The 24,307-nt window shown below is 35.8% G+C and carries 22 protein-coding genes, 1 tRNA gene and 1 other annotated feature; of the genes, 19 read left to right on the plus strand and 4 right to left on the minus strand.

Annotation, left to right across the window (positions count from 1 at the left end; genetic code table 11):
- Positions 1 to 192: 192 nt before the first annotated feature.
- Positions 193 to 1,146 (plus strand): permease, encoded by a 954-nt coding sequence (locus tag IGJ76_RS02780; RefSeq protein WP_413124960.1) that lies wholly within the window; start codon positions 193 to 195, stop codon positions 1,144 to 1,146.
- 11 nt (positions 1,147 to 1,157) lie between these two features.
- Entirely contained in the window at positions 1,158 to 1,994 is an 837-nt protein-coding gene (locus tag IGJ76_RS02785; protein ID WP_075492160.1) for a TIGR03943 family putative permease subunit, read from the plus strand.
- Between the two features lie 209 nt (positions 1,995 to 2,203).
- On the opposite strand, the gene IGJ76_RS02790 is transcribed toward IGJ76_RS02785, so the two are convergent.
- Positions 2,204 to 2,689: a threonine/serine exporter family protein gene (locus IGJ76_RS02790; RefSeq protein WP_430596716.1), complete on the minus strand. Its 486-nt coding sequence runs from the start codon at positions 2,687 to 2,689 to the stop codon at positions 2,204 to 2,206.
- A gap of 18 nt (positions 2,690 to 2,707) precedes the next feature.
- Entirely contained in the window at positions 2,708 to 3,457 is a 750-nt protein-coding gene (locus IGJ76_RS02795; RefSeq protein ID WP_075492162.1) for a threonine/serine exporter family protein, read from the minus strand.
- Between the two features lie 124 nt (positions 3,458 to 3,581).
- Here IGJ76_RS02795 and IGJ76_RS02800 point away from each other — a divergent pair.
- The 9 genes from IGJ76_RS02800 (at position 3,582) to IGJ76_RS02840 (ending at position 10,507) form a co-directional block, all read left to right on the plus strand.
- A tRNA-Gly gene (locus IGJ76_RS02800) sits at positions 3,582 to 3,652 on the plus strand.
- A 138-nt stretch (positions 3,653 to 3,790) separates the two neighbouring features.
- Complete coding sequence (locus IGJ76_RS02805) at positions 3,791 to 4,516, plus strand: DNA/RNA non-specific endonuclease (RefSeq protein ID WP_071868648.1); 726 nt, start codon at positions 3,791 to 3,793, stop codon at positions 4,514 to 4,516.
- 306 nt (positions 4,517 to 4,822) lie between these two features.
- On the plus strand, positions 4,823 to 5,089 hold the full coding sequence (locus IGJ76_RS02810) for an IreB family regulatory phosphoprotein (protein ID WP_067481587.1): 267 nt from the start codon (positions 4,823 to 4,825) through the stop codon (positions 5,087 to 5,089).
- Positions 5,086 to 5,517 carry a Holliday junction resolvase RuvX gene (gene ruvX / locus IGJ76_RS02815; protein ID WP_067481589.1) on the plus strand — a complete coding sequence of 144 codons (432 nt, stop codon included), beginning with the start codon at positions 5,086 to 5,088 and terminating at the stop codon, positions 5,515 to 5,517. Before IGJ76_RS02810 ends, ruvX begins: the two co-directional genes overlap by 4 nt.
- A gap of 21 nt (positions 5,518 to 5,538) precedes the next feature.
- Entirely contained in the window at positions 5,539 to 5,850 is a 312-nt protein-coding gene (locus IGJ76_RS02820) for a DUF1292 domain-containing protein (protein ID WP_067481590.1), read from the plus strand.
- A gap of 367 nt (positions 5,851 to 6,217) precedes the next feature.
- A complete protein-coding gene (gene map / locus IGJ76_RS02825; RefSeq protein WP_067481630.1) occupies positions 6,218 to 6,982 on the plus strand; it encodes a type I methionyl aminopeptidase in 765 nt (254 codons plus the stop codon).
- Positions 6,983 to 7,264: 282 nt separating this feature from the next.
- On the plus strand, positions 7,265 to 8,179 hold the full coding sequence (locus IGJ76_RS02830; RefSeq protein ID WP_086270613.1) for an N-acetylmuramoyl-L-alanine amidase family protein: 915 nt from the start codon (positions 7,265 to 7,267) through the stop codon (positions 8,177 to 8,179).
- Between the two features lie 585 nt (positions 8,180 to 8,764).
- Positions 8,765 to 9,745 (plus strand): hypothetical protein, encoded by a 981-nt coding sequence (locus tag IGJ76_RS02835; RefSeq protein WP_430596717.1) that lies wholly within the window; start codon positions 8,765 to 8,767, stop codon positions 9,743 to 9,745.
- 315 nt (positions 9,746 to 10,060) lie between these two features.
- Positions 10,061 to 10,507 (plus strand): GNAT family N-acetyltransferase, encoded by a 447-nt coding sequence (locus IGJ76_RS02840; RefSeq protein ID WP_430596718.1) that lies wholly within the window; start codon positions 10,061 to 10,063, stop codon positions 10,505 to 10,507.
- A gap of 446 nt (positions 10,508 to 10,953) precedes the next feature.
- On the opposite strand, the gene rnhC is transcribed toward IGJ76_RS02840, so the two are convergent.
- Positions 10,954 to 11,874 carry a ribonuclease HIII gene (gene rnhC, locus IGJ76_RS02845; protein WP_430596719.1) on the minus strand — a complete coding sequence of 307 codons (921 nt, stop codon included), beginning with the start codon at positions 11,872 to 11,874 and terminating at the stop codon, positions 10,954 to 10,956.
- A gap of 201 nt (positions 11,875 to 12,075) precedes the next feature.
- Between rnhC and zapA the strand changes: the two genes are divergently transcribed.
- The 8 genes from zapA to IGJ76_RS02885 all read left to right on the plus strand — a co-directional run bounded on the left by zapA (position 12,076) and on the right by IGJ76_RS02885 (position 22,825).
- A complete protein-coding gene (gene zapA / locus IGJ76_RS02850) occupies positions 12,076 to 12,513 on the plus strand; it encodes a cell division protein ZapA (RefSeq protein WP_067481642.1) in 438 nt (145 codons plus the stop codon).
- Positions 12,514 to 12,559: 46 nt separating this feature from the next.
- Positions 12,560 to 13,108, plus strand: a complete 549-nt coding sequence (locus IGJ76_RS02855; protein ID WP_067481644.1) for a CvpA family protein — start codon at positions 12,560 to 12,562, stop codon at positions 13,106 to 13,108.
- A 601-nt stretch (positions 13,109 to 13,709) separates the two neighbouring features.
- The gene (locus IGJ76_RS02860; protein WP_067481708.1) at positions 13,710 to 16,070 is read left to right on the plus strand and encodes an endonuclease MutS2; all 2,361 of its coding nucleotides are present in this window, start codon (positions 13,710 to 13,712) and stop codon (positions 16,068 to 16,070) included.
- Positions 16,071 to 16,157: 87 nt separating this feature from the next.
- A complete protein-coding gene (gene trxA / locus IGJ76_RS02865) occupies positions 16,158 to 16,472 on the plus strand; it encodes a thioredoxin (protein WP_067481710.1) in 315 nt (104 codons plus the stop codon).
- A gap of 143 nt (positions 16,473 to 16,615) precedes the next feature.
- Positions 16,616 to 18,394, plus strand: a complete 1,779-nt coding sequence (gene uvrC / locus IGJ76_RS02870) for an excinuclease ABC subunit UvrC (RefSeq protein WP_067481712.1) — start codon at positions 16,616 to 16,618, stop codon at positions 18,392 to 18,394.
- A 188-nt stretch (positions 18,395 to 18,582) separates the two neighbouring features.
- A complete protein-coding gene (locus IGJ76_RS02875; RefSeq protein WP_086270616.1) occupies positions 18,583 to 19,482 on the plus strand; it encodes an ABC transporter ATP-binding protein in 900 nt (299 codons plus the stop codon).
- Positions 19,475 to 20,737, plus strand: coding sequence for an ABC transporter permease (locus IGJ76_RS02880; RefSeq protein ID WP_067481716.1), 1,263 nt, complete (start codon positions 19,475 to 19,477; stop codon positions 20,735 to 20,737). The genes IGJ76_RS02875 and IGJ76_RS02880 overlap by 8 nt, the downstream gene beginning before the upstream one ends.
- Before the next feature lie 189 nt (positions 20,738 to 20,926).
- Entirely contained in the window at positions 20,927 to 22,825 is a 1,899-nt protein-coding gene (locus tag IGJ76_RS02885) for a fructose-1,6-bisphosphatase (RefSeq protein WP_218658107.1), read from the plus strand.
- A gap of 421 nt (positions 22,826 to 23,246) precedes the next feature.
- On the opposite strand, the gene IGJ76_RS02890 is transcribed toward IGJ76_RS02885, so the two are convergent.
- Positions 23,247 to 23,966 (minus strand): gamma-glutamyl-gamma-aminobutyrate hydrolase family protein, encoded by a 720-nt coding sequence (locus IGJ76_RS02890; RefSeq protein WP_067483712.1) that lies wholly within the window; start codon positions 23,964 to 23,966, stop codon positions 23,247 to 23,249.
- 203 nt (positions 23,967 to 24,169) lie between these two features.
- Positions 24,170 to 24,218: a sequence feature (sodium ion sensor (DUF1646 type); this cis-regulatory element may regulate processes involved in with the transportation of sodium ions), on the plus strand.
- Positions 24,219 to 24,307 lie beyond the last annotated feature (89 nt).

Consider the following 24,307-nt stretch of genomic DNA (forward strand, 5'->3'; position numbering starts at 1 on the left):
ACGACCTCGTTTCTCTTTTTTATTTTCTGTGACTAATGTAGTTGGGAACGAGTGAATTGTCAATCAAGTTGCTTTTACAAAAAACAAACTAAAAGATAAGAGAATAGTAAACTTTTTTTCTGAACTTGTAATTTTTTAAGGAAAAGCGTATATTATTTTGGCAAATGACGTTGTATTAGAAGGAGAGACAGTATGTTTTCTTGGATACCCAATTCGGTTTTGCAAATGAGCACGATTTTTTTATCCATCGTTATCGAAGCATTACCGTTCGTTTTATTAGGTTGCATCATTTCGGGAGCATTACAAGTTTTTTTGACGCCGGAACGTGTTCGACGTTGGCTTCCTAAAAATAAATTTTTATCTATTTTAGTTGGCTCTGGATTAGGATTCTTTTTTCCTTCATGTGAGTGTGGCATTGTGCCAATCGTCCATCAATTTGTAAAAAAAGATGTTCCCGTACCAACTGCGTTTGCTTTTATGTTGACTGCACCGATTATCAATCCAGTGGTGATCTTTTCAACTTATATCGCATTTGGCAATTCTTGGAAAATGGCGGGCTGGCGTGTACTAGGTGCTTTTTTGGTTGCCCTAGTAGTAGGCATTTGGTTGGCTTATTTTCAAAAGGAATCTGTTTTGAAAGAAAAATTGATTCAAAATCACTTAAATGAACAGCAAAAACATTCACATCATCATGAGTTGCCGATTGAAGACCAGAAGATGAAAGAAAAAAGATTTGCCAACATCCATCGATTAGGTCAGCAAGTATGGCATGTTTTGACTCATGCGATTGATGAATTTTTTGATACAGGTCGCTATTTGATCATTGGTGGACTGATTGCGGCAGCGATGCAAACGTATTTACCAACACGAGTAATGTTGACTTTAGGATCAACTAAAATCTTAGCAATTGTCATCATGTTGTTATTAGCATTTACGATGTCGTTATGTTCTGAAGCAGATGCATTTATCGGTTCTTCCCTATTAAGTTTATTTGGGACAGCACCTGTCGTCGCTTTTTTAGTTTTTGGACCAATGGTGGATATCAAAAACTTGTTGATGATGAAGCGTTACTTTAAAAGTCAATTTATCTTTGCATTGATTTGTGTCATTGCAGTGGTTGTTATAGGTTATACATTACTCATCTAGGAGGGAAAGTGATGATCCGTTTTTTAATTTTATCAGGTTATTTTGAACTGATGATGTATTTACAAGTTTCTGGCAAGTTAGACCAGTATATCAATGTTCATTATCGGTATTTAGCAATCCTTTCGATGATTTTATCTGCAGTACTAGCATTAGTTCAACTCTATTTATGGGGAAAAAATGACCCAGAAAAAGGAACAGATGAGCATCACGATCATGACCACGGATTGACAAAACCAAGCCAGCGTTTGGTTGCTTATGTACTACTAGCTTTACCAATCATAGTAGGAACATTGTTTCCAACGGTTAGTTTGGATACCACGATTGTTGAAGCAAAAGGATTTAATTTTCCTGTTAGTAAAGAATCTGTGGGTGATCCGGAAATGCAGACGCAATATCTGAAACCTGATACAAGTATTTATTTCAATCAGTCTGATTATCAAGAACAGATGAACGAGTTAAAAGCAAAATATGGAGATAAACAAACTATTCAAATCACAGATGAAAATTATTTGGAGATTATGGAGCTGATCTATAATTATCCAAGTGAATTTATTGGGAAAACAATTAGCTATGATGGGTTTGTTTATCAGACGCCAGATAAAGAAAAACAAGATATTTTCTTATTCCGTTTTGGCATCATTCACTGTGTAGCAGACTCAGGTGTTTTTGGGTTATTGACGCAGATGCCAGAAGGAATCACGGTCAAAAATGATGAATGGTATCATGTGGAAGGTGTGATTCAGTCTGAATATTACCAGCCATTCAAGCGGGATATTCCGACCGTACATGTGACGACAGCGAAAAAAGTGACTGCGCCAAAAAATCAGTATGTCTATCGTTCTTTTTAGGGAAGGAATATGAAAGGATTATTCCACTCTAAAAAGAAAAAAACTAGAAATGACTTCTCCCATTCTTGCGTAATTTGACTTTATTTTGAAGAATTACTGCTTGAACATTATAGACAAAGTCATGGCATAAAGCGCCTAACACTAAAAAAATAAGTGTAAAGGATTAAAGCAAAAGAAAACGTCGAGCCCAGTTACGCTCGACGTTTTCTTTATTTTTTTGTCAGGAATTTCTTTTTACGTTTGCTAATCATAGATTCACGCTTTAATTTAAAGTTTCGAATATTGTGATTAAAAACCTCAGATAAAACTAGTCCTAAAGCAATTGCACCAGCAATCATAATTGCTTGTACCGCGTATGTAATCGCGTCTTGATAAGAACTAGTGACTAAATTGCGGACAGCTTGATAAGCTAGCCCCCCAGGAACCAATGGAACCATTCCAGGAATATTAAAAATTGTGACCGGCATCTTGAATTTTTTTGAAAAAACATCGCTAATAAAGGCGACTCCCAGTGAACCAAGTAAGGAGCCAAATGCAGCATTACCACCAAAGGTAATCGTGACCCAGTAGATCATCCAGCCAAGTGCGCCAGAAAAACCACACCAAGCCAATGCGCTTCGTGGCACATTTGTGATAATAGCAAACGCGGCTGTTGCTAAAAAACTAAAAGAAAATTGTATCAGTATCGTCCACATGGGTAAGCTCCTTTTCGATTAAAAAAGTTGAAAGATAAAAGCAATGGCAAAGCCAATCATAGTGGCTGTCATCATAGCTTCTGTTCCGCGAGATACACCTGAAAGGTAATGGCCAGCTAACAAATCGCGAATGGCATTGGTAATTTGAACCCCAGGTACTAACGGCATGACACAACCGATAATAATCAAATCTTGATTGATTCCGATATTTAGTCGAACACTAAGAATAGCCGCTAATCCAATAAATAAAGAAGAAAAAAATTCTGAAAGAAATTTTATTCTGAAAAATTTCAAGCTATATAAATAAATGGCGTATCCTATGCCACCAATGAGTAATGCAATGGGAAGGTCAGCTAATTCGCCACCAAATAAAACCATAATAGTTGCACTGATGATAGCTGCGCTAAAAATTTGTAACCAAACAGGAAAAAAGAAGCGCTCTTTATAAATGCCTTGTAAGGCATCGTAGAGTTCAGTCAATGTTAATTCCTTAGCTACGTATCGTCGAGATAGATCATTGACCTTTACTACTTTTTCAAGATTGATGGAACGATTGGTAATTTGTTCCATTCGAATAGTTGAAGTTCGATCAAGTCCAATAAACAATCCTGTTTGTGTGACATAACTAACTAAACGATAATTGCCAGAAGCTAGAGCAATTCGACTCATTGTATCTTCTACTCGGTACATTTCGGCGTTGCTTTCCATCATGATTTTACCTGCAAGTAAACAAGTATCAAGTAATAAATTCAATTCTTTTTCCGACATACCATCTTCTCCAATAGTTCATTTGTTGTTTTCATTCTACTACAAAAAACAGAAATGAAGTAAAAAACTGAATGAAAAAACACTTGAGCAATGAAAAAAAGAGGCGTATACTTTTTTTAGTCATGCGGGTGTAGTTTAGTGGTAAAATCCCAGCTTCCCAAGCTGATGTCGCGAGTTCGATTCTCGTCACCCGCTTTTATACAAAGGACGTGCTTTTATTGTCGTATAGATGATAACTGCACGTTTTTTTTTGATTGAAGATAAAAAGGGAGTTTCTAAAAAGGGGAACATATGTTAAAGTTTAGAAGAATTGGCAAGAAGAGGAGTAGATAAATGAGTAAGAAAACCACTAAGACTATTATGGGTGTTGTCATCGCAATTTTAGCCGGAGCTTTTGGGATTTCGACAACGCAAAACGATTCGGATATCTTTCAACAGATTACTGCAATTTTCGATTCAGCACCACAAGCAGCAAAGTTAGCAGATGTTCCTGAATACGATGGTAAGCATCAAGAAATAGAAATCAATAATAATCAGCCTGATTTTTCTCAATCAGATCTTAGTTTGGCCAACGGTGTTTGGGAAAAATATTCTGAGGTTGATCGTTTAAATCGAGTAGGTTCAGCAAATGCGATGTTAGGAAAAGAGTTATTTCCAACAGAAAAAAGAGAACCTCTTTACGTAAATCCAACTGGATGGAAGCAAAAAAAACTAACTGATGGTCAATGGTTGTACAATCGTAGTCACTTAATTGGTTTTCAGCTAACTGGTCAAAATAATAACATCAAAAATTTGATGACAGGGACTCGTTCGCTAAACACACCTTATATGTTGGCGCATGAAAATGATATTGCTGCATACATCAAAGAAACAAATCATCACGTGCGTTATCGAGTGACACCTTACTTTGAAGATAGTGAGTTAGTAGCACGCGGTGTTCAATTAGAAGCGCAAAGTATCGAAGACTCTAAGTTGAAGTTCAATGTTTTTATTTACAACGTTCAAGACGGTTACACAATCAATTACCAAACAGGTCAAGCTGTTAAGAGTAAAAAATAAGTAAAATGATGGTAAAGTACAAACTCTCCAGAATGATTTTTTGTACTTTGCCATCACTTTTTTTATTTGAAACAGAAAAACGTACATTTTATCTAAAATAACGTATAATGAACAACGAATGTTTTATTAAAGAAGCTTGTACAAATAAAAAAAGAAACAAAAAACAAATGGTAAATTTCCAATTGTTAAATGTTTTATTATTACTGAAAAAAGTACATAAGATTTATTTGTAGTTTGAGCGTTCTTCTAGTAAAATGAATGTGGATAAGGTAGAATAAATACCTTGCGGGAAAGAGGTGTAGAATCATGGGTTTTACAGATGAAACCGTACGTTTTGATTTTGATGATAATCGCAAAAAAGAAGTCGGTGAAACATTAGCAATCGTTTATCGGGCTTTGGAAGAAAAGGGCTACAATCCTATTAACCAGATTGTTGGCTATTTACTTTCTGGAGACCCGGCCTACATTCCTCGTTATCGTGACGCACGAAATTTAATCAGACGTCATGAGCGCGACGAAATTATGGAAGTAATCGTGAAAGATTATCTTTCAAATCATGGAGTGAATTTATGAGAGTAATGGGCTTAGACGTTGGCTCAAAAACAGTTGGTATCGCAGTAAGTGATCCATTCGGTTGGACTGCCCAAGGTGTAGAAATTATTCGAATTGATGAGGCAGCTGGTGAATTTGGTTTTGACCGTCTAAAAGAATTGGTCGCTGAATATGAAGTGGATCGATTTGTTGTAGGATTGCCCAAAAACATGAATAACTCAATCGGACCAAGAGCAGAAGCTTCCATGGCTTATGGAGAAAAAATCAAAGAACTATTTTCTTTACCGGTCGAATTTCAAGATGAACGGCTAACAACAGTTCAAGCTGAACGCATGTTAGTGGAACAGGCAAATACGTCACGAGCAAAAAGAAAAAAAGTAATTGATAAATTAGCCGCAGTCATGATTTTACAAAACTATCTTGACGGCTCGGGTAAACAACTATTTTAGAAAACGAAAAGAGGAATTGATATGACAGAACATAATCATTCACACGATCATGACCATGAAGGACATGAGCACATCACATTAGTTGATGATCAAGGAAACGAAACACTTTACGAAATCTTATTGACTGTTGATGGGCAAGAAGAATTCGGTCGTAACTACGTACTATTATACCCAGCTGGGGCTTCTGAAGATGAAGATGTTGAGTTACAAGCTTATGCTTACATCGAAAACGAAGATGGTACAGAAGGCGAATTGCAACAAATTGAAACAGATGCTGAATGGGATATGATTGAAGAAGTTTTCAATACATTCATGGCGGAAGAAGAAGAATAGTCCTTTTAAAGAGCAGAATCCTTATTATATAAGGGTTCTGCTCTTTTTCTTCTTTTTTGAATGCCAATCTGAAGGACATTCTTTTGATCTTTAGCTTGATTTAGTGATATCTGTAGTTTTTTCCCTTCTCAAGTTGTTGTTATTCCATAGGTTAGTGTCTGTTGTACTGTAAGCAACATTCATGAATGGAATCAGATTAATTTTTTTGTAGTCTATGATTGTTTGTGTATTCATTTATTTGTTGTTATACTTCCCAATGTATGTCAAGGCATTATGTATGGTTTACCGTTAATATTCGTTCAGGCCTCTCAAATATTGCATCCAAAACAATGATATACTATGAAAAATTTAAAATAAGGAGTACAAGATGATTACACTAAAATCCAAAAGAGAGATTGACTTGATGACTCAATCTGGATCATTATTAGCAGACGTTCATATCCACTTACGAGACTTTATTCAGCCTGGAATTACCAGTTGGGACATTGAAGTTTTTGTACGTAATTACATTGAAACTCATGGCGGAATTGCCGCTCAAATTGGATTTGAAGGTTACGAATATGCTACGTGCATTAGCATCAATGATGAAATTTGCCACGGCTTTCCAAAAAAACAGGTCTTAAAATCAGGCGATTTAGTGAAAGTTGATATGTGTATTGACTTAAAAGGTGGCATTTCTGATTCTTGCTGGGCTTACGTCGTGGGAACAAGTACACCTGAAGTTGACAATTTGATGGAAGTAACCAAAAAAGCTCTCTATTTAGGAATTGAACAAGCACAAGTTGGGAAACGAACCGGAGATATTGGTCATGCAATCCAGACCTATGTAGAAGCTAAAGGATACAGTGTCGTACGAGATTTTATTGCTCACGGAATTGGTCCTAGTATTCATGAAGAACCTTTCTTTGCACATTATGGTGAAGCTGGAAAAGGTATCCGCCTGAGAGAAGGAATGATTATCACCATTGAACCCATGGTAAATGTTGGTGATTGGCGGATGAAGATGATGCCTAATGGCTGGGAAGCAAAAACTCTAGATGGTAGTTTAAGTTGTCAATACGAGCATAGTTTGGCAATCACTAAAGACGGCCCACTAATTTTAACTTCTCAAGGAGAAGAAGGGACTTACTAATACATGATTTACAAATGTTAAGTCCGTCTTAAGGCAGTAGCTTAGTTCCAATTAAATAAATTGAATGAAACAATATGTAATCATCCCTTTGCTTCTTCTGTTATCGCGGGAGTCGGCTTCATTCATGGCAGAAGAAGAATAGTCCAAAGTTGTTCCTGTTCTAGGAACAACTTTTTATTTTGCAAAAAATCAAAGGAAATTTAATAGCAAACCAATCATTGAACATTTAAGTTCCCTTTAAGCTTCACTTCTTACACTATCTGTAACGAGGTGAGTGAGAAGATGAAAAAAATATGTGGCTTATTTTTAGTAGTGGGTGTCTTGTTCATTGCTACAAATCATTTGGGAATCTTTGAACAAAAGACAACAGCTGAACAAACAGGAAGCACCCAAACAACTGAGATAAAAGCAACCAGCACAACGACAAGTAGTCATGAAACACGACAGCAAATCAAAATTGGTAAAGAAGATAGTACGTTATATGCCGATAAAGAATTAACGATAAAACTTGCAACGATTAATGGTGGGGAACTAACGGAATATCTTTCCGAAACAGACGACAGCTATCAAATAAAAACGAATGCAGGGACAACGGGTTATTTAGCCAAGACAGATGGAACAATGCTTGTGCAGAAAACACAAAATCAACCAGCTAGTTTGTCTGACGCAGTGATTGTACTTGATCCTGGACACGGTGGAGATGATGTCGGGGCATTGAGCAATGACGAACAGACGGAAGAAAAGACACTCACGCTGAGTACAGCTAAAAAACTAAAAGCAGCTTTAGAGGCGGAGGGAGCAACTGTTTATTTGACCCATACGACAGATGAATTTATCCAACTTGGTGACATTTGTACCTTCAGCAAAGAAAAATCAGCTGATGTCTTTATCAGTTTGCACGCTGATTCAACAGAAATTGCGAACGAAGCAACAGGAATCACTACTTATTATTATTATGAGAAAAATGAGGAGCTTGCACAAACAATTGCTGATGGCTTTTCTGAGTTGCCTCTGAATTCTCGCGGAATCATGTATGGCAACTATCAAGTGTTACGAGAAAATCTTCAACCAGCTATCTTGGTGGAGATGGGGTATATGAATAATGATTCTGACTTGGCTGAATTAGTAACGGATGATTACCAAGAAAAATTTGCAGAAAGTTTGACAAATTCATTAGTTGCTTATTTTAGTGAGTAACAATTATCAATAAATAAAAATCAAATATAAACTGATTCGTCGCGCGTTTGATTTAGACTGTAAACAAAGACTTTAGTTATCTTCGTTTTAAAAAAGATATCTGAAGCCTTTGTTTATTTTTTCATAAAAAAGCAACAGGAGTACACATTTACTATAGGATTAGATTTATTGTGAGAAAAATAAGTATCGTATGTATCTGATTTTTCAAGTTTTGATATGAGATCTATCGGATGCTGTTTTTTTATATCTGTCAAAAGCTGCTTAATCGTTTCTTCAGTTTTTGTATATCCTTAGACAAAAATTGTGCCTTGGATAAATCTACAAGTGTTGTTATTCTTTTTATATGTTTTCTATTTTGAAGTAGCATTGCTTTTGGTTTTTACAAAATTTGTCATTCACGTAAAAGGTGATACTTCATAATTGTTATACGCTATAATTTTTGTTCCTCTTACTTATTAGGAACAATAGGTTTGATAGACAGATGATATCGGTTTTTTTAGAAAAGTTTAGAGAGAGTCCCCTTTTCATGATACAATTATCTACTGCCACAATGACTTTAAATAAAAAATGAGGAGAAGAAAAACTATGACTAATCAAAGTTTGCTGAAGTTCGAGGACGCTTGGGAGGTTGTGAAGCAAGAACCAACGGTATGGGAATTTATAGAAATAAAAAATGATTCTTTCTACTACAAAATAAATCAGGAAGAATTGTTTCTAAGTAGTTTTAAAAGTAAAAATCTACCGTCATCTCCTTATACATTAACATTTTTGGGTGAAGTGCTAACAAAGTTGAGTCCTTTAGCTAATATCATGTCACGACGTCCAGGGACAGAAGAAGTTACTTTTTATGTTTTACTTAATACACCACAGTCGGGTTTTTTTGGGAAAAAAGTAGACAAAAAAATGTTAGAGGTTGCCGCTCCACCACTTGTTTGGAGGAGACAACAAATCCAAGAAGGAATAAGGCAAAAAATCAAAGAGTACATAGAAAAGAATGAATCTTTTTTCTTTCTTGATATTGGTTCAGGGGCAGGTTTTGATAGCCTTGAGATTGAGCGCCTAATACATAGAATCAACGACTTAACAAATAATTGCTTTAATAAACCTTATGAAAGTCTAAATATTGACATTGATTCAAAATGGTTGAAGAATAATCAACTATTAGCAGAAAAATTATTTGGTTTGAATCATTTTATCACAAGAGAAAATATTTCTTTTTTTGATTTTTTGGAAAAATATCCAAGGGCCACGCTCGGACAATATGATCATTTAATTATTTCTTGTAATGGATTTGCGGAATTTTTATCTGACGTAGAACTTCGAAATCTATATGAAAACATATTTCTGTTTACACAAACATTTGATGGGAATGTCGATATTATCTTGCCTTTTGCGAATAAAAATAAAAAACAAGAATCTCTTGGACATAAGATTGGCTTTAAATTCAAAGCAAAAGAAAAGCAGGAGATAATCAATATGATCAAAGAAATTTTTATAAATTACAAAGTGACGTATTGCGAGAAATATAGCCACATTGTAATGAATGTGCAAAAAGATAGTGATTAATTGAATACGTCAACAGCATAAAATTCAAATCATAACTTAACAGATATGATCTGGATTTTATGCTTTTCTCAATTGTTGTAGCCAATTTTTTACACTCAATCTCAAGGTGGAAAATATCAGTGAGAAACAAAGGATGAACTTTCACAAATGTTAAATACTAGTTTTCTGAACATTGTTATCTAGCAAGAGATGTAGCATTAAGCTCAAATAGCTTATACTTAAAGTAAGCATCAGAAACTCGCTTTAAGAAGAGGTGAAAAATTCAGTAGCTATAATAATTGCAAAAGGAAATATTTTTTGTGAAGGAGTGTTTGGATGAACTTATTACTTAAAGATGTTGACGAGTCTAATTGGCGGGACGTTATTGCGTTGTCTGTTTCAGATAATCAAGTAAATTTTATTGAAACGAATGCCACATCTTTGCTGGAAGCAGCCTATGATGTATCATTGAGGTGGCGACCATTAGCCATGTATGACGGTAAGAAACTTGTTGGTTTTTCGATGATTGGTGCTAAAAAGGAACAGGCTATGTGGTTAGACCGATTGATGATTGAAGCGAACTCGCAGGGAAAAGCATATGGCAGTTTATTTTTGCCTTTACTCATTCATTTGATGAAAGAACAATATGCCGTTGAACGAATTTATTTAAGTGTGCATGACGAAAATGAAAAAATCATACCTTATTATCAACGTTTTGGATTTGTTGATAGTCAAAGGTATGATCCAGAAAATGGTGAACGAATCATGTATTTAGATGTGTAGGTTAAGATCTTCGATTTTTATTTATTTTTTTGTTAGCTTTTTGATAACGAGTACCAATGTTAGAATCACTAACACAATTATCAGAAAGGCAAACAGCATTTCTGATAACACGCCTATCTTGACGATTAAATCACCCATGATTACTTTCCTCCTTTTGATAAGAAACGAATTGATAAATGAGTCTTCGTTTCTGTTCATATTTGAAATGCTAATATTATGTAAAAATCAAAAATTCTTGTTAAGTCAGTAGAAGACTACAAGGAAATTGATTTGTTTTTATCTTATCTTATCTTATCTTATCTTATCTATATTTTAGAAATTCAATCTATTTCGTTCTTTTTATTCTAAAGTTTCAATGTTGTCCCCGCAAAAGGCTGCTTAGTTAAAAGTAGTCATTGCGGGGATCTTTGTTTGTTCAGTATTTTTTCAACATTTTAAAAGGATAATCAAATGAGTTTTTGTGCTTTTTGCGTATTAGCAAAATGCAGCTTCGCATAATTGGCGAGTAGTGGTAGACCACCCTTTTTTAAGATGGTTGCTGCAACTGTATCTGATTTTGTGCCTGCACCAGATGGTAAAGTTATTCCAAGTTCAGCAGAAGCTTTATCAAGTTCTTCTAAAAAACTTGCACGGCTGATGATAGAAGCTGCAGCAACTGCTAGATGATATTGTTCACCCTTTGTCACAAAATAAAGTTTTTCTTGAATTTTATTTTTTTCTAGTCGTGCATACTTTTTGAAATTTGCTTCAGGGGTAAATTGATCAATTAAAATTGCTTCAGGCTTTGTTGGCGAAATTTTTTGTAAAAGTAAATGAATTGCTTGATTATGCAAAGCAACCTTCATCCTAACAGCATTATATTCAGGTTGTATTTCATTGTATTTTTTTGGTGTAAGTACTAACAATTGATAAGGAATCGTTTCCTTTAAAACTTTTGCTAATTGAATGATTTGAGTATCTTTCAGTTCTTTTGAATCTCTAACTCCTAAATTTTTCAAGGTTTTTAAGTGCTCTCGATCAACGTAAGCAGCGCAGACCGTAACAGGACCAAAGTAGCTTCCATTACCCACCTCATCACTACCTAGAACAGAAAGCTGACTAATATTATTAGGCAGTGAAGCAGAATTTTTTGCATTCACTTTTTTTGTAGGTGAGGATGTATTCGTGATTCCCCAGCGACTTGCTTCTTGTTCGGCATTGGCGCCTTGAAACATTACTTTTCCAGATGTATAGGCAGTGATTGTAGTACCATTTTTTTTAGCAGAAAAAGTTGTATAGGGCATTTTTTTTTGAAGCAAGTTTATTTGGTAAGCAGCTTTCATTTCATTCATTTTTGCTTCAGAAACTTTGATTATTACATTACTCATTTTAGGCCTCCATTATTTGCTGTGATCATGATAGTATGATTCGTTTGACAGAATCAAGGTGTCATTGATGGGACATAGCATTTTTTCAAAGTTTATCATATAATAGTAAAGTATGTTTAAGAAAAATGTGCGAAGTACACACGTATAAAAACTTCGTGGTACACTATATAGGAATTTTATTATGGGAAGGAAATGGTTCGTATGGCGCATGAAAAAACACGCTATAAAGCAGTGATTGCTAATCAGACGTATACGATTATTGGTCGCGAAACGAAGCATCATATGGATATCGTTACAAAATTAGTGAATGACCAATTGATGGAGCTAAAACAATTATCGCCACAAATGGATAATGAACAAGCCGCAATTTTAATGGCGGTCAACGCGCTTTCGGATCAGTTGAAAAAACAAGAGCAACTCTTGGAATTAAATGAAGAAGTCGCGCAATTAAAGAAAAAAATGATTAAGTTTACTGAACTAGAAAATCGTGTGAAACGGATGGAAGCCATCGAGAACGAAGCACGTGAAGTTTTGAAAGAAAATGGTCAACCTGATCGTGAAATCAAAAATCATGTTGAAGCACAACAGATTTTGAATGAGAAGCGTAAAGGCCAAATCAAGCAGAAATCTGCTACTTAATCAAACAAAGTTTTTTGACTAAAGCTAGAAGAGAAAGGAACATGGCATGCTAAGTCTATTGATTATTATTTTTTTACTGATTGCCTTTTTTTCTGGTGCGAAAAGAGGATTTGCTTTACAAGTTGTCTATACTGTTGGCTATTTGGTATCTTTTCTTGTCGCACAACATTTTTATAAGCAGTTAGCGAATCATTTGGAACTATACATTCCTTATCCGGCCGTAACGCCAACATCGGATTTGGTCTTTTTCGATCAAACTATTTCTTTTAGTTTAGATCAAGCATTTTATGCAGGTATCGCATTTCTTCTTATTTTAATGGCTGGTTGGTTGATTACTCGATTTGTTGGTATCTTTGTACACAGCTTAACGTACTTGCCTGTGCTGAAACAAGTTGATTGGCTAGCTGGTGGTCTTTTGTCAGTTGTCGTAACTTTTGTCATGATTTTCTTGCTGTTGAGTTTACTTTCATTTGTCCCTTCAGATTTTATCCAAAATCAATTTAGAAGTAGCGGACTTGCTCGATATATTGTTGAAAACACACCAATATTAACGAATAAAATTTATGATTTGTGGATTACGAGGGTGATTGGATAAGGTTGTGGCGCAAAGCGTTAACTCCGACAAGATAGCGAGTAGTCACTTCAAATAGTTCTTCATATTTTGAAGTGACTGCAAGCTATATCGAGGAGTTGCTTTGGGAACACCGTGGATAAGGTTGTGGCGCAAAGCGCTTAGCTTCAAGCAATAAGAATGCTTTTCTAAAAATAGTTTTCCATATTTTAAGAAAAGGGGATTTATTGCCGAAAGAGCTGCTTTGAGAACACCGTGTATGAGGTTGTAAAAGAAGTGCCCAGCTCCAATAAATAAGAATAAATTACCAGAAATTGCTTCTCAAATTTTTGAGTAATTTGGGCTTATTTTGCAGGAGTTACTTCTTGAACACCGTAAATAAGGTTGTAGCGCAAGGCGTTCAGCTTACATCAATAAAAATTTCCCTAAAACAGCATGCATAGTTTTGAACAATTCTGAGTTATTTCGAGAAAAAGATTGTGGTACAAGAACCATTCTTAAAGTGATAAGAAAATTACGAGTTTTTAATGTAGTTAGTAGTATGTGAGTTGAAAAATGTAAAAAGTCTGGGGTTTTTGTTTGATCCCAGACTCCTTTTTATAGTTAAAGTGAAGTAGGTGAAAAAATGAATAAACGAATTTTAGAAACATTAGAATTTGAAAAAGTAAAACAGATGATCCAACAATTTGTCGTGACGGCCCAAGGAAAAGAAGAACTTGCTCGACTAGTTCCAGACAATCAATTGCAAAAGATTACCAATGCTCTTCAGGAAACAGAAGACGGGTTAAAAGTGCAACGATTACGCGGAGGGATTCCAATCCCTAAACTAGAAAATATTCGTCCGCATATGAAACGGATTGAAATTGGCGCTGACTTAAATGGCGTGGAACTGGCGCAAGTTTCTCGAGTGTTATCTACAACAAGTGAATTAGCTCGTTTTATCGACGATTTAAAAGACAGTGAGATAGAGTTTAATCGTTTATACATGTGGGCGGAGCAATTAGTTACAATCCCTGTTTTGAGTCGTCGACTAAAAGAGGCAATTGATGAAGATGGGCGAGTAACAGATGATGCTTCGCCAGAATTAAAAATTATTCGTCAAAATATTCGTCGCAGTGAACAAACGGTTCGTGAACAATTGGATAGCATCGTACGTGGGAAAAATGCGAAATATCTAAGCGATGCAATTATTACTATGCGTAATGATCGTTATGTTATTCCTGTTAAGCAAGAGTACCGCGGTGTTTTTGGCGGTGTTGTACATGACCAAAGTGCTTCGGGGCAAACGTTATTTGTTGAACCAAAACAAATTGTGGATTTGAATAATCGTTTACGTCAATATCAGATTGCAGAACGAAATGAAGTGCAACGAATCTTAAGTGAATTATCTGCAGAATTAGTCCCACATCGACAAGAAATCATTCATAATGCGTATGTTATCGGACAGATGGACTTGATGAATGCAAAGGCTCGATTTGGGAAAGAAATCAAAGCAATCGTGCCAACGATCAGCGAAGAAAACTATGTTGTCTTGAAGCAAGCACGTCATCCTTTAATCGATCAAGAAAAAGTGGTGCCAAATGACATTTCCATTGGTGAAGGGTATCAGGCAATTGTTATCACTGGACCAAATACTGGTGGGAAAACAATCACGTTGAAAACACTTGGATTACTTCAATTAATGGGACAGGCAGGTCTTCCAATTCCAGTTGATGAGGAAAGCCAAATCGGTATTTTTGAAGAAGTTTTTGCGGATATTGGAGACGAACAATCAATTGAACAAAGTCTTTCTACTTTTTCTTCTCATATGACAAACACGGTAGAAATCTTGTCAAAAGTAAATGAAAAAAGTTTAGTGCTTTTTGATGAGTTAGGTGCTGGAACAGATCCACAAGAAGGTGCGGCCCTTGCGATCGCCATCTTGGATGACTTGGGTAAAAAATCGGCTTATGTTATGGCAACGACTCATTATCCTGAATTAAAAATTTATGGGTATAATCGAGCGAACACCATTAATGCTAGTATGGAATTCAACGTTGATACCTTGAGTCCAACCTATCATTTATTGATTGGTGTTCCAGGACGAAGTAACGCTTTTGAAATTTCCAGCCGGTTGGGGTTAGCACAAGAAGTAATTGATGAAGCAAAACAACTAATCGACGACGAAAGCCAAGATTTAAACGAAATGATTTCTGATTTAGAAACGCGTCGAAAAATGGCTGAAACAGAATATTTAGAGATGCGTCATTATGTTGAAGAAGCGGAAGCACTTCAAGCAAACTTGAAAGAAGCATATAGTTATTTCTTTGAAGAACGCGAAAAGGAATTAGAAAAAGCAAAGAAAAAAGCGAACGAAGTGGTTTCAGAAGCAGAGGAAAAGGCAGAAAAAATTATTGCTGACATTCGCAAAATGCAGCAACAAATCGGTCAAACGAACGTGAAAGAGCACCAGCTGATTGATGCCAAATCACAATTAGCTGACTTACATCAAGAAGAGACTCTTAGAAAAAATAAAGTGTTACAAAAAGCAAAACAACAAAAAATCTTAAAAGTAGGAGATGAAGTTTTAGTCACTACTTATGGTCAAAGAGGAACTTTGTTGAAGAAAAATGGGAATCAATGGCAAGTTCAAATTGGTATTTTGAAAATGAATGTGTCAGAAGATGACTTAACACCAGTAGCACCTGAAAAAGAACCAAAACAACGAGTGGTTCATGCTGTTCGTTCTGAATCAAGTAGCCATGTGGCGAATCAATTAGATTTGCGTGGGAAACGTTATGAAGAGGCACTAAATGAAGTAGATCAATACTTAGATTCGGCGATTTTAGCCGGCTACCCACAAGTGACGATTGTTCATGGAAAAGGAACTGGCGCGTTACGTCAGGGAATCACTGAGTATTTGAAAAAACATCGTAGCGTGAAAAGTTTTGAATTTGCACCTGCAAATCAAGGTGGAAATGGTGCAACGATTGTGAAATTTAAGTAAGACTTACTAATGGTAAGCAAATTGTTCGATGGATTGAGTTGAAGGTGTTATACTAGCCAGAGATTAATAAAAACGGAGGTCTTTTTTATGTCACGTGAAATTACAGATCAAACATTTAGCCAAGAAACAGATAAAGGATTAGTTTTAATCGATTTTTGGGCAACATGGTGTGGCCCTTGTCGAATGCAAGCACCAATTTTGGAACAATTACAAGAAGAATATGATGAAGACGAATTTCGTATTGTAAAAATGGATGTAGATGAAAATCCTGAAACACCACAACAATTCGGAATCATGAGCATTCCAACTTTACTTTTGAAAAAAGATGGTCAAGTAGTCGAAAAAGCTGTTGGTGTTCATTCAAAAGAACAATTGCGTCAAATGGTTGACCAATACCTATAAGAAATAAAAATCAAAGAGCGCAATTGCGAGAGGTCGGCAACTAGTCGACCTCTTCTTTTTGACGTTAATTAATAGAAGGGGAACTTTTGTTCTTGACAACCATGTTATAATAAATAAAAGAATAACGAAGAGGGGAGCACCCGATGAACGAAAGAATTAAGAACAAATTAGCTTTGCTTCCTGATCAACCGGGCTGTTACTTAATGAAAGATAAGAACGGGACGATCATTTATGTTGGTAAAGCAAAAATTTTGAAAAATCGAGTTCGTTCATATTTTACTGGTAGTCATAATACAAAAACAGAACGATTAGTCAGTGAAATTGAAGACTTTGAATATATCGTTACAGAATCAAATATTGAAGCATTACTTTTAGAAATTAATTTGATCAAGAAAAATGATCCTAAATATAATATTATGCTAAAGGATGACAAAACGTATCCTTTTATCAAAATCACAAATGAAAAGTATCCACGTTTGGTCATTACCCGAAAAGTTCTCAAAGATAAAGCAACGTATTTTGGTCCCTATCCAGATGTTGGTGCGGCTAATGAAACAAAAAAAATTTTAGATCGATTGTTTCCACTACGTAAATGTAAACCAAGTCAGACAAAGGAACCTTGCTTGTATTATCATCTAGGACAATGTTTATGTCCTTATTTCTTCCATGTTGATCCAGCTGTTTACACAGAAATTGTGGACGAAGTTAAACGATTTTTAGGTGGCGACTATGTAGCGATTGAGACAGAGATTCAACAAAAAATGGAAGTAGCAGCTGAAAATATGGAATTTGAAAAAGCTGCGGAGTATCGTGATCAAATTCGGGCAATTGATACCGTGATGACCCGCCAAAAAATGACAAATACCGACTTGAAGAATCGTGATGTTTTTGGTTATGCTGTTGATAAAGGCTGGATGTGTGTCCAAGTGTTTTTTGTTCGTCAAGGAAAGTTGATTGAACGTGATGTTTCCATGTTCCCTTTTTATAATGAACCTGAAGAAGATTTCTTAACTTATATCGGGCAATTTTATCAAGAAAATGAACACTTCATTCCACAAGAAGTGCTCATTCCAGATACGATTGATAAGCCAAGTGTGGAAGCCCTACTTTCAACTAAAGTTTTGCAACCGCAAAGAGGAGAAAAGAAAAAATTGGTTGAATTAGCCAATAAGAATGCTCGAGTGGCATTAAATGAGCGTTTTGATCTCATTGTTCGAAAACAAGAACGAACAATTGGTGCCGTAGAAAAATTAGGAAATGCAATGAACATTCCAACACCGATTCGTATCGAAGCGTTTGATAACTCAAATATTATGGGAACATCACCCGTTTCGGCAATGGTTGTATTTATTGATGGAAAACCTGCCAAAAAGGAGTATCGAAAATATAAAATCAAAACAGTTCAAGGTCCAGATGATTATGCGTCGATGAAAGAAGTGATCTATCGCCGTTATTCTCGCGTGTTAAAAGAAGGCTTACCACTCCCCGATTTAATTTTGATTGATGGTGGTAAAGGGCAAGTTGATGTTGCCAGAGAAGTGCTAGCAAATCAGTTGGGTGTCGATATCCCGATTGCTGGGCTGGCAAAAAATGATAAACATAAAACAAGTGAGCTTTTATTTGGTCCTGAACTTTCGGTGATTCCTTTAGAACGTAATTCTCAAGAATTCTTTTTACTTCAACGGATTCAAGACGAAGTGCATCGGTTTGCGATTACGTTTCATCGTCAATTACGTAGCAAAAACAGCTTTGCTTCTCGTTTGGATGGAATTGATGGGCTTGGACCTAAGCGAAAGAAAGCCTTACTTAAGGAGTTCAAGTCTTTAAAAAATATCACTGCAGCATCAATTGAAGACTTGCAAGCAATTGGTCTACCAAAGAATGTTGCACAAAATGTACACGATAAGCTAAGTCAAAACTAAGTTAGGGACACTTTACAAACCTTGTAAAGTGTCCTATTATTTTTTATATAAAGAAAAAATGGATTGAAACAAGTTTTTTTTGACCAATATCTTTAAGTCAAGAAAGCTTGTCTCTTTTTGTATCTGTTTCAACTATTTTTATGAATGAAATGAAGAGCAACAGTTTAGGGAAGAAAAGGAGTGAAGTGATGTTAGAGGTTACAGATTTAGTTAAGACATTTGGCGACTATACTGCAGTTGACCATGTATCTTTTCGAATACCAGATGGAAAAATCATGGGGTTGATTGGACAAAATGGTGCAGGAAAAACAACTACGTTTCGTTTGATTTTGGATTTCTTGACTCAAGATCAAGGAGAAATTTTGTGGAATGGTAAACCATTAGGGGAAAAAGAATATGATATTATTGGGTATTTGCCTGAAGAACGTGGGCTTTATCCAAAAGTTACGATTCAAGATCAATTGATTTATTTTGCAGAATTACGTGGGAAAACACGAAAAGAGATTGAGCCCAAGATTGATTTTTGGATGGAAAAGTTTCAAGTTAAAGGAAAGAAAACAGATAAGGTAAAGTCTTTGTCTAAAGGGAATCAGCAAAAGGTTCAATTGATTGCTACATTGATTCATGAACCAAAACTGATTATTTTAGATGAACCATTTAGCGGACTGGATCCAGTGAATGCAGAACTACTGAAAGATGGTATTCTTGAGCTGAAAGCAAAAGGATCATGTGTTATCTTTTCCAGTCATAATATGGATAACGTGGAGAAAATCTGCGATCATTTGATTATGTTGCGAAATGGGAAAATGGTACTTGATGGTAAGGTTCATGAAATTCGTGAGTCTTTTGGTCGAACAAAAATATTTTTAGAATCAGGTTTAACACAAGCTGAAGTTGCTGAAGTTGAAGGTGTTGAAAAAGTCGTTTCGCGTGAAGATGATTCACTTGAAATTACGTTGTCAGACCCCGAGGCAGGTAAAGAAATCTTTACTCGTGCAACACAATTTGGCTATATCCCAATGTTTAATCAACAGCCGCCAACTCTTGAAGAAATTTTCAAACTGAAGGCAGGTGAGTTCGATGCGTAAATTTTGGATTATTACAAAAGATGTTTATTTAAAAAATGTAAAATCAATTTCCTTTCTAGTGATGATTCTGGTTCCATTTATTATGATGGGAATCATGTATGTGGCGGGGAACTTTGCACAGAATAATAGTGAAGTAAATAAAATCGGTATTTTATCAGAGAATCCTCAACTGAGTGAACAGATGAGCCAACTAAAATCAGATGAATTTAGTTTTGAAAAAGTAGATTCTGAAAAATCAGCACAAAAGCAACTTGAAGATGAAAAAATTGATGCCTATCTAGTCGTTACAATGGCTAATAATGAAGTCAAAGGAACTTTATACAGTGAAAATTCACTGGGACAAAGTACTCAATTGTTGATTCAACAACAATTGACAGGTATTCAATCAACTGTTCGTGCTAGTCAACTTGGGCTTTCTGCACAAGAAGTGGCAAGTTTAAGTGAGATGGCTGGGTTGGATAGACAAAAAGTTAGCTTTGATGACCAAGGGAAGATGACTATTGGGGAAGATAATTCCCTTGTGCAATATGTGGTAAGTTATGTGGTCACTATTACGCTATTTATTATCATTTTGACGTATGCACAAATCATTGCTCAAGAAATTGCGTCGGAAAAAGGGACAAGAATCATGGAAGTTATTTTGTCTAGTACGACAGCACAAAAACATTTTTATGGGAAATTAACCGGTGTTTTGTTGGTCGCTTTGACACAGATGGGCTTATATGGCGTTATCTTTGGAGTAGGATATCAACAATTTAAGAATATGGACATGGTCAAAGAAATTTTGGCAGGTATTTCTTTGACGAATATCTTCGGTCCATTCTTGTGGTTCTCATTAGCGTTCATGATTTTAGGGATTCTGATTTTCTCTGTGTTGGCAGCTTTATGTGGCTCATTGGTCAATAAAGCAGAGGATACCGCAAAAGCTATTCTACCTGTAACTTATCTTTCATTAGGTGGTTATCTTTTGGGATTGATTCTTGGCGCATCAGATCCTAATAATATTGTGATTCGGATTACTTCTTATATCCCGTTCCTTTCTTCTTATGTTATGCCAATTCGTTTGGCGAATGATACAGTGGGATTGGGTGGTGCATGGATTTCGTTGATTCTCTTACTCTTGATTACTTTCTTCTTAACAGTCGTTTCAGCAAACATGTATAAATCGAATGTTCTTGTTTATAGTGAAGGTGGCATTTGGAGTTCATTGAAACAATCAATTTCGATTATGAGAAATGAACGGAAAAAAGGGTAAACTGCGTTTGTGAGAAAAAGCAGTTCATCTCTTTCTAACTGAATTTAAGTCAAAGACTCAGACAGTTTTGTCTGAGTCTTTTTTTGGATAGACCAATTATTTGTTTTTATCTATTTTGATTGTTTTAAACTTGTTTAAAAAGTTTATTGGTAATAGAATATGAACTATACCGATTAAGGAGGGTCATTGATGGATCCGTATTTAGAATTATTGTCAGAAAAATTTCCAACGACCGAAGCAGTTTTAACTGAAATCATTAATTTAGAAGCGATTTTACAATTGCCTAAAGGAACGGAATTATTTTTAAGCGATATTCATGGTGAATTTCCGGCTTTCGATCATATTTTGCGAATTGGTTCAGGAAACTTGAAGGAAAAAGTTCGCGAATTATTTGAAAATCAATTATCGGAAGAGGAAAGAAATCAGTTAACTTTGTTTGTTGCTTACCCAGAATATGTGCAACGAACAGCTTGGTACGCTCAACAAGAAAAGGAACAACTAGTCGTACAGTTGATTGATCTCTTGGGATTTACCTCAGTTAAATATACTCGGTCTAAAGTTAGAAAAAGTTTACCTAAAGAATACAGCTATATTATCGAAGAACTTTTGTACTTAGATAATCGGTTACAAGGAAAGAAAGCTTACGCACAAAAAGTGATTGAACAACTTGTACGGTTAGGAGAAGTCGATCGTTTTTTAGAAAAACTTGCGTTAACGATTCAAACGTTAGTGATCGATCATTTACACATTGTTGGTGATATTTTTGATCGCGGAACACAAGCGGCGAAAGTGATGGATCGATTGATGACACAATCATCAATTGATATTCAGTGGGGAAATCATGATATTTTATGGTTAGGTGCATTTTATGGTTCAAAAGCTTGCTTGTTGACTTTACTGCGTATTGCAACACGCTATAATTATTTGTTTGAGTTAGAAAAAGAATACGCGATTAATTTACGACCATTATTTTCGTTTGCCCATCAAACGTATAAAAAAAATGCTGTGTTTACACCAAAAAATAGCGAAACTATGACCGATTCTGAACAAAGTGAATTGGAACAAGTTCATCAAGCATTAGCGATTATGCAATTTAAAGTTGAAGAGCAGTTGCTCATGCGAAGATCAGAATTTGAAATGGACGAGCGCCAACTTCTACACAAAATTGATTATGAAAAAGAAATAATTACTTTAGAAGGAGCAAGCTATTCGATTAAAGGTGCCTGCTTTCAAACAATTTCTCCTGAAACACCTGAACAATTGACAAAAGAAGAGGAGCAAATAATTGATAGTTTGATGTATTCCTTTCAGCACTCGCTACGAATGAAGAATCACATGGAATTTTTATTGGAAAAAGGAGCGATGTATCTCGTTTACAATGACCATTTGTTATTCCATGGGTGTATTCCAGTGGATGAAAAGGGAAACTTTTTAGCGTTAGAGCAAGAGCAAGTTGTTGGAGGAGTTGAGCTGTTAACATTTTTTGAAGAAAAAATTCGTGAAAGTGCAAAGACACCAGATTCTGGTGAAGATTTAGCAACGGATTATATTTGGTATGCTTGGAGTGGGCGGGTTTCACCTTTATTTGGAAAAAGTAAAATGGCAACCTTTGAACGCTATTTTTTAGAAGAAACACAGACCCATGTGGAAAAAAGTAACGCCTACTATCGTTTGAGAAATGAGTTATGGTTTAGCCAAAAGGTCTTGTCCTCATTTGGTATAAAATCGACTGGTTCAGTGATTATCAATGGTCATACTCCTGTGAAAGTTTGTAAAGGTGAGTCACCAGTCAAAGCGGAGGGAACTGTTTTTGTGATTGATGGAGGACTGTCTAAAGCGTATCAGAAAACAACGGGGATTGCTGGCTATTCACTACTTTTGAATTCTTATGGTTTCCAGTTAGTCACTCATTATCCCTTTGTATCAATCGAACAGCAATTAGCGCAGACAGATGAGGGAACCTATGTTAAAAAGGTGATTGATCAACAGTTGCCACGTCGTTTAAATCGAACTACGACTAAGGGAAGAGTCCTTCAACGAGAGATTAATCATCTACATCAATTACTAGAGATTTATCCAACCAGATAATTGAATTAATTAGAAAAAGGAGATGTGACAAAAGTCTTGTCATATCTCCTTTTTTCTAACAAACGGTGTTCCCAAAGCAGCTCCTTCGGCAATAAGTCCTCTTTTCTTAAAATATGGAAAACTATTTTTAGAAAAGCATTCTTATTGCTTGAAGCTAAACGCATTGCGCCACAACCTTATTCACGGTGTTCAAGAAGTAACTCCTGCAAAATAAGCCCAAATTACTCAAAAATTTGAGAAGCAATTTCTGGTAATTTATTCTTATTTATTGGAGCTGGGCACTTCTTTTACAACCTCATACACGGTGTTCCCCAAGCAACTCCTCGAAATAATTCGTAACTGCCTAAAAATAAGGCATGCTATTTTTGTCAGTTGCTCATTATTTTTTCGGAGCTAAACGCTTTGCGCTACAACCTCTTTTTTATAGTTCATTGACAAAGTAATCGAAGAGACTTTGATCCAGTGGATTGACTTGGTGTGTCAACTCAGGGTGCCATTGAACACCAAAAATTTTTTCTTCGGGATTTTTACTTTCGACTGCCTCAATGATTCCGTCATTTGCAATGGCGATTGCTTTCAATGAAGGAGCCAAATCTTTGATTGCTTGATGATGGTAGGAATTAACAAAATAAGATTCTGGTAACAAAGAACCAAGTAGACTATTAGCAGAAACCTTTACTTCATGAGTAGCAAAAGTTGGCACAGTTGGTTGTTGTTCGTGTTTAACTGCCCAATTGGGATAGAGGGAAAGATCCTGATACAAGGTTCCACCTAGTACGACATTCACTAATTGTGTACCACGGCAAACAGAAAAAATGGGTTTCTTTTGTTTGATTGCTTCTTTGATCAATGCTTGTTCAAAAAGATCTCGGTTCAAGTTAGTTTCTTGTAGCTTTGGATGTGGATCTTGCTGATATAATTGAGGGCTGATATCTTGTCCCCCAGCTAATAATAATTTATCGACACGGCTGATAAAGGCAGCTGCGTAGCTTGGTTCAAGTATGGGAAAGACGAGTGGTAAACCACCTGCTTGTTTCACTGCTTGAACAAATCCTTGTGGGGTATAAGTAACTTCATTTCCTTGAAAAGTATCTGTTGCTTTATTTAAATGATTACCGGCAATTCCAATAATAGGTTGCATAGTTGTTCCTCCAGACTGTAACTAAACTGATTGTAACAACTTTTGAAAAAAAGTGGAAATACTTTGAATTTTTTGTGGTACTGAAACCCTGATGCCATTAGGGTTGGCTGGACTTTTTTCGTAAGGCGCCATTAAAAAGCGTCCGAAAATGGTTGAACATTTATCTCATTTTGCTATAATGAAAGACAAATTCAAATAAAAAAGGTTGGGCGCAAGCTTTCAAGGATCAAGTTCTTCAAGGGGTGAGAAGAACAGTTGTTGAAAGTAGCTCGATTACCAGACAGATATCGTTAGAGGTAGCTGCTTTCAATGAACTTGAAAGGCAGTTACCTCTTTTTTTT

It is taken from the genome of Enterococcus sp. DIV0175 (assembly GCF_050529075.1).
Taxonomy (GTDB): domain Bacteria; phylum Bacillota; class Bacilli; order Lactobacillales; family Enterococcaceae; genus Enterococcus_B; species Enterococcus_B thailandicus.

Coding starts and splice junctions, on each gene's coding strand:
- IGJ76_RS02785 (WP_075492160.1), top strand. CDS start 1,158: ATGATCCGTTTTTTAATTTTATCAGGTTATTTTGAACTGATGATGTAT.
- IGJ76_RS02820 (WP_067481590.1), top strand. CDS start 5,539: ATGACAGAACATAATCATTCACACGATCATGACCATGAAGGACATGAG.
- IGJ76_RS02795 (WP_075492162.1), bottom strand. CDS start 3,457: ATGTCGGAAAAAGAATTGAATTTATTACTTGATACTTGTTTACTTGCA.
- map (WP_067481630.1), top strand. CDS start 6,218: ATGATTACACTAAAATCCAAAAGAGAGATTGACTTGATGACTCAATCT.
- IGJ76_RS02835 (WP_430596717.1), top strand. CDS start 8,765: ATGACTAATCAAAGTTTGCTGAAGTTCGAGGACGCTTGGGAGGTTGTG.
- rnhC (WP_430596719.1), bottom strand. CDS start 11,874: ATGAGTAATGTAATAATCAAAGTTTCTGAAGCAAAAATGAATGAAATG.
- zapA (WP_067481642.1), top strand. CDS start 12,076: ATGGCGCATGAAAAAACACGCTATAAAGCAGTGATTGCTAATCAGACG.
- IGJ76_RS02885 (WP_218658107.1), top strand. CDS start 20,927: ATGGATCCGTATTTAGAATTATTGTCAGAAAAATTTCCAACGACCGAA.
- IGJ76_RS02860 (WP_067481708.1), top strand. CDS start 13,710: ATGAATAAACGAATTTTAGAAACATTAGAATTTGAAAAAGTAAAACAG.
- ruvX (WP_067481589.1), top strand. CDS start 5,086: ATGAGAGTAATGGGCTTAGACGTTGGCTCAAAAACAGTTGGTATCGCA.
- IGJ76_RS02880 (WP_067481716.1), top strand. CDS start 19,475: ATGCGTAAATTTTGGATTATTACAAAAGATGTTTATTTAAAAAATGTA.
- IGJ76_RS02855 (WP_067481644.1), top strand. CDS start 12,560: ATGCTAAGTCTATTGATTATTATTTTTTTACTGATTGCCTTTTTTTCT.
- IGJ76_RS02790 (WP_430596716.1), bottom strand. CDS start 2,689: ATGTGGACGATACTGATACAATTTTCTTTTAGTTTTTTAGCAACAGCC.
- IGJ76_RS02780 (WP_413124960.1), top strand. CDS start 193: ATGTTTTCTTGGATACCCAATTCGGTTTTGCAAATGAGCACGATTTTT.
- IGJ76_RS02830 (WP_086270613.1), top strand. CDS start 7,265: ATGAAAAAAATATGTGGCTTATTTTTAGTAGTGGGTGTCTTGTTCATT.
- IGJ76_RS02805 (WP_071868648.1), top strand. CDS start 3,791: ATGAGTAAGAAAACCACTAAGACTATTATGGGTGTTGTCATCGCAATT.
- IGJ76_RS02875 (WP_086270616.1), top strand. CDS start 18,583: ATGTTAGAGGTTACAGATTTAGTTAAGACATTTGGCGACTATACTGCA.
- IGJ76_RS02890 (WP_067483712.1), bottom strand. CDS start 23,966: ATGCAACCTATTATTGGAATTGCCGGTAATCATTTAAATAAAGCAACA.
- trxA (WP_067481710.1), top strand. CDS start 16,158: ATGTCACGTGAAATTACAGATCAAACATTTAGCCAAGAAACAGATAAA.
- IGJ76_RS02840 (WP_430596718.1), top strand. CDS start 10,061: ATGAACTTATTACTTAAAGATGTTGACGAGTCTAATTGGCGGGACGTT.
- uvrC (WP_067481712.1), top strand. CDS start 16,616: ATGAACGAAAGAATTAAGAACAAATTAGCTTTGCTTCCTGATCAACCG.
- IGJ76_RS02810 (WP_067481587.1), top strand. CDS start 4,823: ATGGGTTTTACAGATGAAACCGTACGTTTTGATTTTGATGATAATCGC.